Below are 5,423 nucleotides of genomic sequence, written 5' to 3'. Positions count from 1 at the left end.
TCAAATCAAGAAGGGCAAAGGTGGACGACTTTTACGCCGCCCGCAGCAGGGTCATCCCGCCGCTACCGTGGCCGACTTTCTCACCGCCGTTCTCAGGCCGATCACGCGCTCTGATCCTTTGCTGCACCTGCGAAGCGTTGCCACCGGTCGGAGGTCCGGAATGCGCAGTTCGCTGCCATCGACGTCATCGCTGCTGTGCTGCTTGGCGCCGATCCAGGTTCAACGGCAAGTTTGCCGACCCTACAGACATTCGCCGCAAAGGCAGCATTGTTCGCCAGACTGACCTTTCGCCCGACGACGCGTTCGAGAACCAGTCGTTCGCGACGGACCACACCAAAGTCGGCTTAGAGGGCCTTCCGGGCGCTCTCAGCAGTCGCTGGACCTCCGCAGAGTTTGCGAAGCCGCCTGAAACGCAAGCTGGTACTCGCAACCTGAACGGACCAACGAGAATCGTTGCAACGTCTTTGGGTAGGCAACATGCTGAACCTTATCCGGGGGCAACCCCTGTCCAGGGAGGGGCAGATGGCGATTTTCGACAAAATGAATAGGGCGTTGGCGGACAATGACGCGGACGCTTATCTCGACCTTTACGCTGACAACGCTGTCTTCGTCAGGCATCAGAGCGGCACGACAATGGACAAGTCGCAGTTCTCGGAACTGATCCGAAAGATGATGGCCTCTGACAAGACGGCCATGGGAGCGCGGCGCAAGATTTACGAGAACAACGACATTCTCGTAGTGCATGGCATCAATGATTACCCCGATGGCACTCGCGAGGCAGTCCTGATGGCTCTTTCGCTGGAGGGCGGGAAAATCAGTCGGGTCGAAACCGGGGCGACACCGCTGCAGAAGTGAGCCGTGACCGACCTGTTGGTAACTGCCAGAATTTCAGAGAGAAGGAAACCCGACATGCCAAAGCTCATCGCAACCCATGACGTCGATGACATAGATCATTGGCTCGCATCCCCGAAGCGGGCGGAAGTGTTCGCTGGCATCGCGACCGATCTCCAGACCTACGTTCTGCCGGGCGACGGCAAAAAAGTCGCGCTCTCGATGGAGGTCGCGGACATGAATGCGCTTGAAGCCATGCTGAAGAGCGAGGCAGGAGCAGCCGCGATGAAGTATGACGGAGTGCACCCCGATACAGTGGTGATTTACGTCGAGAGTTAACCCTCAAGCTTGTTGATCCGGAAGAGTTACCGGAAGCCGCCGACGCCGCGCCTGGCTTTTCGCAGGACAGGCGCAGTTTCATGAGGCCTCGCTACTCCGGCAACTGATGGCCTCGGCTCTTCTGGCATCGACGTGAAGTCTACCGACTTCGCAGTCATTCTCGGCAGTGCAGCAATCCCCGTCGCAGTCGCCCGGTCTCCAGCATGGCGATCAAGGACCGGACCTTCGCCGCGCCACACATCAAAGCCGCCTCAGCGGACGAAGGTGACATCTGCGCCTCTGCCGTTATTCTCGAAGCACGTGGCCTGCTGACGACACAAAGATCAGGAGCGCAGACGTTGGATAACGAGCGCGGACTATTCGGCAACGACCTTCAGCGCAGATTACAGGCTGCGGCGTTGGCGGCTGCCGGCGAATATCGCGATACACCAGGGGCCGTGTTTGCGGCCCGTATGGCAGGCACTGATGATCCGAAGAAATTCGGTTGGGACCGAATCGAGGGCATCCTGCGCAATGAAGGGGCAATCACGTTCCGCATGATCCCAATCAATCGGTGCGCGCAAATCGAGCAAAGGCTCGCAGAAATCGGCTGCACCATATCTTGGTGGGATGTGTTCGACGGACCATCGGACGAAATCAGAGCAGCGTGTGAAAGAATCGTGAATAGACCTCGTGAAGACTTTGTCCTTATTGAGCCATCTGCCTCCGACGATGCTGCGTTCTTCGAGTGCGCTCAAGCCTTTATGGCGGAGTGCGGAGTGGCCCCATACCCCACGCAAGTGCTGTCGGGAGGTTTGGGGCCAGTGGCTTTTGCAGTCCTGTTGAACCCGGAAGATGGTTCCGTTGTGGCCACTGCCTTTTCCTATTTCCCCTACAATCGCCACAGCACGCACAGGAAGAGCGCTTGGGCGGGTCTGGTGGCAGTGCGGGACGATCTGCGGGGGCGAGGACTTGGGGCATTCGTCAATGCTCTGGTGCTAAAGAAAGCTGTCGAGGAGATGGGGGCTGAGCGGATTCAGGAATTTGCGCGGACGAGCAACGTAGCCTCTTGCAAGATGATCGAGCACTGCGGCCTGAGCCTTCGGACCGACGTCCGTTCAGGCATCGCTCAGCCTGTCGAGGCGGAGAGCTTCACACGCTGAACCGTGCGATTGTCTGGGAAAATCCACCTCCAAACTCCATTCTGGCGGATCACTACCTAGACACCATTCACCGCCAAGGATTCGTCACCGTCGTTCGCCGCTTCGGCCACGTATGTAGGCTTCCGGTCTGGAGGGTGATGCTGCGTGTGCGCAACACCTCACCAGTATGAGCGGCGTGGTTGCGCAGTCAGCAGTCCAACACGTCAGTGTGGGCGCTCGCCGTGGCAAACACGGCAGCTTTTGCCGACTTTCGGACCTTCTCTGCGGTTGCGAGATTCATGGCTCCTCAGAGGTTGAGTTTTTCTCGGAGGACAAGAACCGGCCGTTCACTGGGCCGCCTTCGGGTGTCTCAGTTGCAGACGGAGCCGAAGCTCGCATCCAACGTCTTCCTGCTCACTATGTCACGTGCTCACCTGCAACATGCCGGACCAGAGCGTCCATCGCGTTGCAAGTATAGTCGTGGAAGTACCAACTGTCCGCTTCCGGCTGGCTTGATTGCTTGATGACCGCAACCTCCCTTTTTCGGTCAATGTAGATCCATTGGCCGTTCACCCCGAGCGCGATGATCGCTTCCGACCCGGGCGTGTTTCTGATCCACCATTGTGCGCAATAGCTCCAATGGCCATTCGCCATGTCTTCTTCCGCACTCGGGCCCCTCAGGAAGGCTTCTGTAGACCCCCCTTGCGAAAGCGTATCGATCACCGCTTCGGGGATGATCTGGTCACCGCCAACACGGCCATTCCGGAGCATTGCCGCGGCAAAGCGCGCCATGTCCTCTGCCGTGGCGTTCAGCCCACCCCCGGCGAAGAGGTTGCCCGTGGCATCCAGAAGGACATAGGCCTCGCCGGTCATACCGAGTCTTGACCACAGGCGGCTTTCCAGCAGGGTCACAAAATTCTGACCGAACAGTCGACTGACCGCCCAGTTCAGGACATCGGCCTGCGGCGTCTGGTACTCGAACACCGACCCATGCGCGCGCCCCGCGAGCTTGGTCAGTGTGCCGGCATAGTCATAGAGGCTCTGTGGTCCGTCCCAATCGACCGCCTTGATGCCGGCCCCAAGAACCGCGACGTAATCGTGGATCTCTGCGTCGGGGTCGGCATAGTACTCACTGAATTTCAGCGATGCCGTCATGTCGAGAACGTGACCGAAGGTGGCATCGGAAAACCCCGATCCGTGGTCGAGTTCCGGTATGATATCCACGATCGGGGTGTCCCGCGTGACCAGCCCCTCTTCGATCGCCATCAATGCGAAGAGGCCGATGAAGGACTTGGTGCAGCTGAACATGATGTGCGGCGTGTCCGGCGTCATGCCATTGAGGTAACGCTCGTAGACGACCCTGTCCTTGTGAACCACGATCAGGCTGTCGGTGAATGTCTGCCGCAGGAAGCACTCGAAATCAGCGAGAGAGCCATCCTTGCGTCGAACCGACAGGCTGCCGATGTCAGTGTCGATCTCGCGCCTCAGCGCGGTACCGGCATCGCTGGGCCGCACAGGCGCTGTCGGCCAGATCCGCCGCATATTCTGGTAGGCCCACCGATTGAATGGCGGCTCCCACACACCATTGAAGCGATCCACCCGCTTACCGGCAGGCGGTGGAAACCCCTGCATAAGACCAAGCTCCAGATGAGTTGCGGTATCGAAGGGTTCGGAGATCGCCATGGCAGTAGTCGCCTTTCCAACACTGTCTTCCTGAGCTCCCGCACCAGAAGTAAACGGTTGGGCTCGCGCGGATCTGACTACCAGGCTAGCATTGCGTGGTGGGCATGACGACTCCCGACACCGCCCATATCCACTTCGGGCTCCTCGCCTCCGTTAGCCGCATCAGGCGCGAACGGCAGCTTCCGGTTCATGGGATGATGCTGCATCAGCGAAGCGACACAACCCGTCCAAGGGCAGGAATGCGCAGTTCACTGCCCTTCGGCTCGCGCAAAGGACAAGCCGGCCGATCGCGGTGGTCAGTTACTCGATGAAGATCCCATCAACAGCCGCCACCTACAGTTTCGGACCCAATCGGCTCCGTTTCGCGCTCTACGATAGGCTTTTCTCACTGCGCCATTTGGGGTATTATAACACCACCAAATCGTCGTAGTTGAGCAGGGCAATGAAGCGAAACAACGCGGGCAATACGTACACCGACGCAAGCGGCAAGTTCGCCCCGGGGAACCCAGGCCGACCGAAGGGCGCACGCCACAAGGTGACGAGAGCGGTCGAAGCAATCCTCGGCAACGATGCCGAGGCGCTCACTCGCAAAGCGGTTGAGAAGGCACTGGAAGGTGACGCAACGGCCTTGCGTCTGTGTCTGGAGCGCATAGCGCCGATCAGGAAGGACTCCCCGGTCTCCTTCGACCTTCCGCCCATGGATACCGCCCGGGACGCCGCAGCCGCGGCTCAAGCGGTGCTGCGGGGAGTTTCCGAGGGCGAGATAACCCCATTGGAAGGTGCTTCGGTAATGGCTCTCATTGAAGGCTACAGGAAGACGTTGGAAACCACCGAACTGGAAGCGCGCATCGTGGCGCTGGAGGAGCAGAATGGGGCTCGCTGATCGACTGATGAAGCTCGAACGGACGAGGCAGGCGAGCGCCGTCTACGCCGGATCGGGTGTTCGTGCAGAACTTGGAGCTAAACTGGCGCGCATCGCAGAGCGAACTATCGGCGAGGACATGACGCCAGCATGGTGTGAACGGCAGCCGCCCATCACCATTGCAGCAATGTGCCACCACGAGCTGGGAGCGGCAGAACACAACTTCGCGCTGTGGGCGAAGTGCAAGGAACTCAGCGCACTCAGCGGCGTACCCGGCAAGACTTTTCGGGCCATGGTGGATCTGCGTGCCCGAGATCTCAGAGACGTCGGACTGCTGCCTGAAGACGTATTCTCCATGGCAGAACCGGAGGCCGTAACATGACCGAATACATGAGCGACCGGGAACGCGATGCAGCCTATGCCGCTGGCGGAGTAGTGCTTGAAGATGACGATCAGTGGGAGAGCGAGCAATGGCACTCAAGCATCGACTGATGTCAACGGCGGCGCAAAAACCGACCACTGGGCGGAGCAAAAGTCGGCCAGTCTGGGCATGACCGTCGCCTTGGCAAACGTGCTCCTCGTATAGC

6 protein-coding genes are annotated in these 5,423 nt (G+C 59.4%); 5 read left to right on the top strand and 1 reads right to left on the bottom strand.

Annotated elements, in window-relative coordinates; genetic code table 11:
* The first annotated feature begins 522 nt into the window (after positions 1 to 522).
* The 3 genes from CHB86_RS24015 (at position 523) to CHB86_RS24005 (ending at position 2,312) form a co-directional block, all read left to right on the top strand.
* Positions 523 to 855, top strand: a complete 333-nt coding sequence (locus CHB86_RS24015) for a DUF4440 domain-containing protein (RefSeq protein ID WP_245838344.1) — start codon at positions 523 to 525, stop codon at positions 853 to 855.
* Positions 856 to 909: 54 nt separating this feature from the next.
* Positions 910 to 1,170: a hypothetical protein gene (locus CHB86_RS24010; RefSeq protein WP_089235649.1), complete on the top strand. Its 261-nt coding sequence runs from the start codon at positions 910 to 912 to the stop codon at positions 1,168 to 1,170.
* A 203-nt stretch (positions 1,171 to 1,373) separates the two neighbouring features.
* Entirely contained in the window at positions 1,374 to 2,312 is a 939-nt protein-coding gene (locus CHB86_RS24005) for a GNAT family N-acetyltransferase (RefSeq protein ID WP_089235648.1), read from the top strand.
* A gap of 396 nt (positions 2,313 to 2,708) precedes the next feature.
* Here the strand turns inward: CHB86_RS24005 and CHB86_RS24000 are convergent, their stop codons facing one another.
* Positions 2,709 to 3,974 (bottom strand): serine hydrolase domain-containing protein, encoded by a 1,266-nt coding sequence (locus CHB86_RS24000; RefSeq protein WP_089235647.1) that lies wholly within the window; start codon positions 3,972 to 3,974, stop codon positions 2,709 to 2,711.
* Between the two features lie 442 nt (positions 3,975 to 4,416).
* On the opposite strand from CHB86_RS24000, the gene CHB86_RS23995 reads away from it, so the two are divergent.
* Entirely contained in the window at positions 4,417 to 4,857 is a 441-nt protein-coding gene (locus CHB86_RS23995; protein WP_089235646.1) for a DUF5681 domain-containing protein, read from the top strand.
* Positions 4,844 to 5,218, top strand: coding sequence for a hypothetical protein (locus CHB86_RS23990; RefSeq protein ID WP_089235645.1), 375 nt, complete (start codon positions 4,844 to 4,846; stop codon positions 5,216 to 5,218). Before CHB86_RS23995 ends, CHB86_RS23990 begins: the two co-directional genes overlap by 14 nt.
* Positions 5,219 to 5,423: the final 205 nt, after the last annotated feature.

This window comes from Tropicimonas sediminicola (assembly GCF_900188335.1).
In the GTDB taxonomy this organism is placed as follows: domain Bacteria; phylum Pseudomonadota; class Alphaproteobacteria; order Rhodobacterales; family Rhodobacteraceae; genus Tropicimonas; species Tropicimonas sediminicola.
Note: the sequence above shows the minus strand (reverse complement) of the source record. Positions and strands in the feature narration are given on the sequence as shown.

Coding starts and splice junctions, on each gene's coding strand:
- CHB86_RS23995 (WP_089235646.1), top strand. CDS start 4,417: ATGAAGCGAAACAACGCGGGCAATACGTACACCGACGCAAGCGGCAAG.
- CHB86_RS24010 (WP_089235649.1), top strand. CDS start 910: ATGCCAAAGCTCATCGCAACCCATGACGTCGATGACATAGATCATTGG.
- CHB86_RS24015 (WP_245838344.1), top strand. CDS start 523: ATGGCGATTTTCGACAAAATGAATAGGGCGTTGGCGGACAATGACGCG.
- CHB86_RS24000 (WP_089235647.1), bottom strand. CDS start 3,974: ATGGCGATCTCCGAACCCTTCGATACCGCAACTCATCTGGAGCTTGGT.
- CHB86_RS24005 (WP_089235648.1), top strand. CDS start 1,374: ATGGCGATCAAGGACCGGACCTTCGCCGCGCCACACATCAAAGCCGCC.
- CHB86_RS23990 (WP_089235645.1), top strand. CDS start 4,844: ATGGGGCTCGCTGATCGACTGATGAAGCTCGAACGGACGAGGCAGGCG.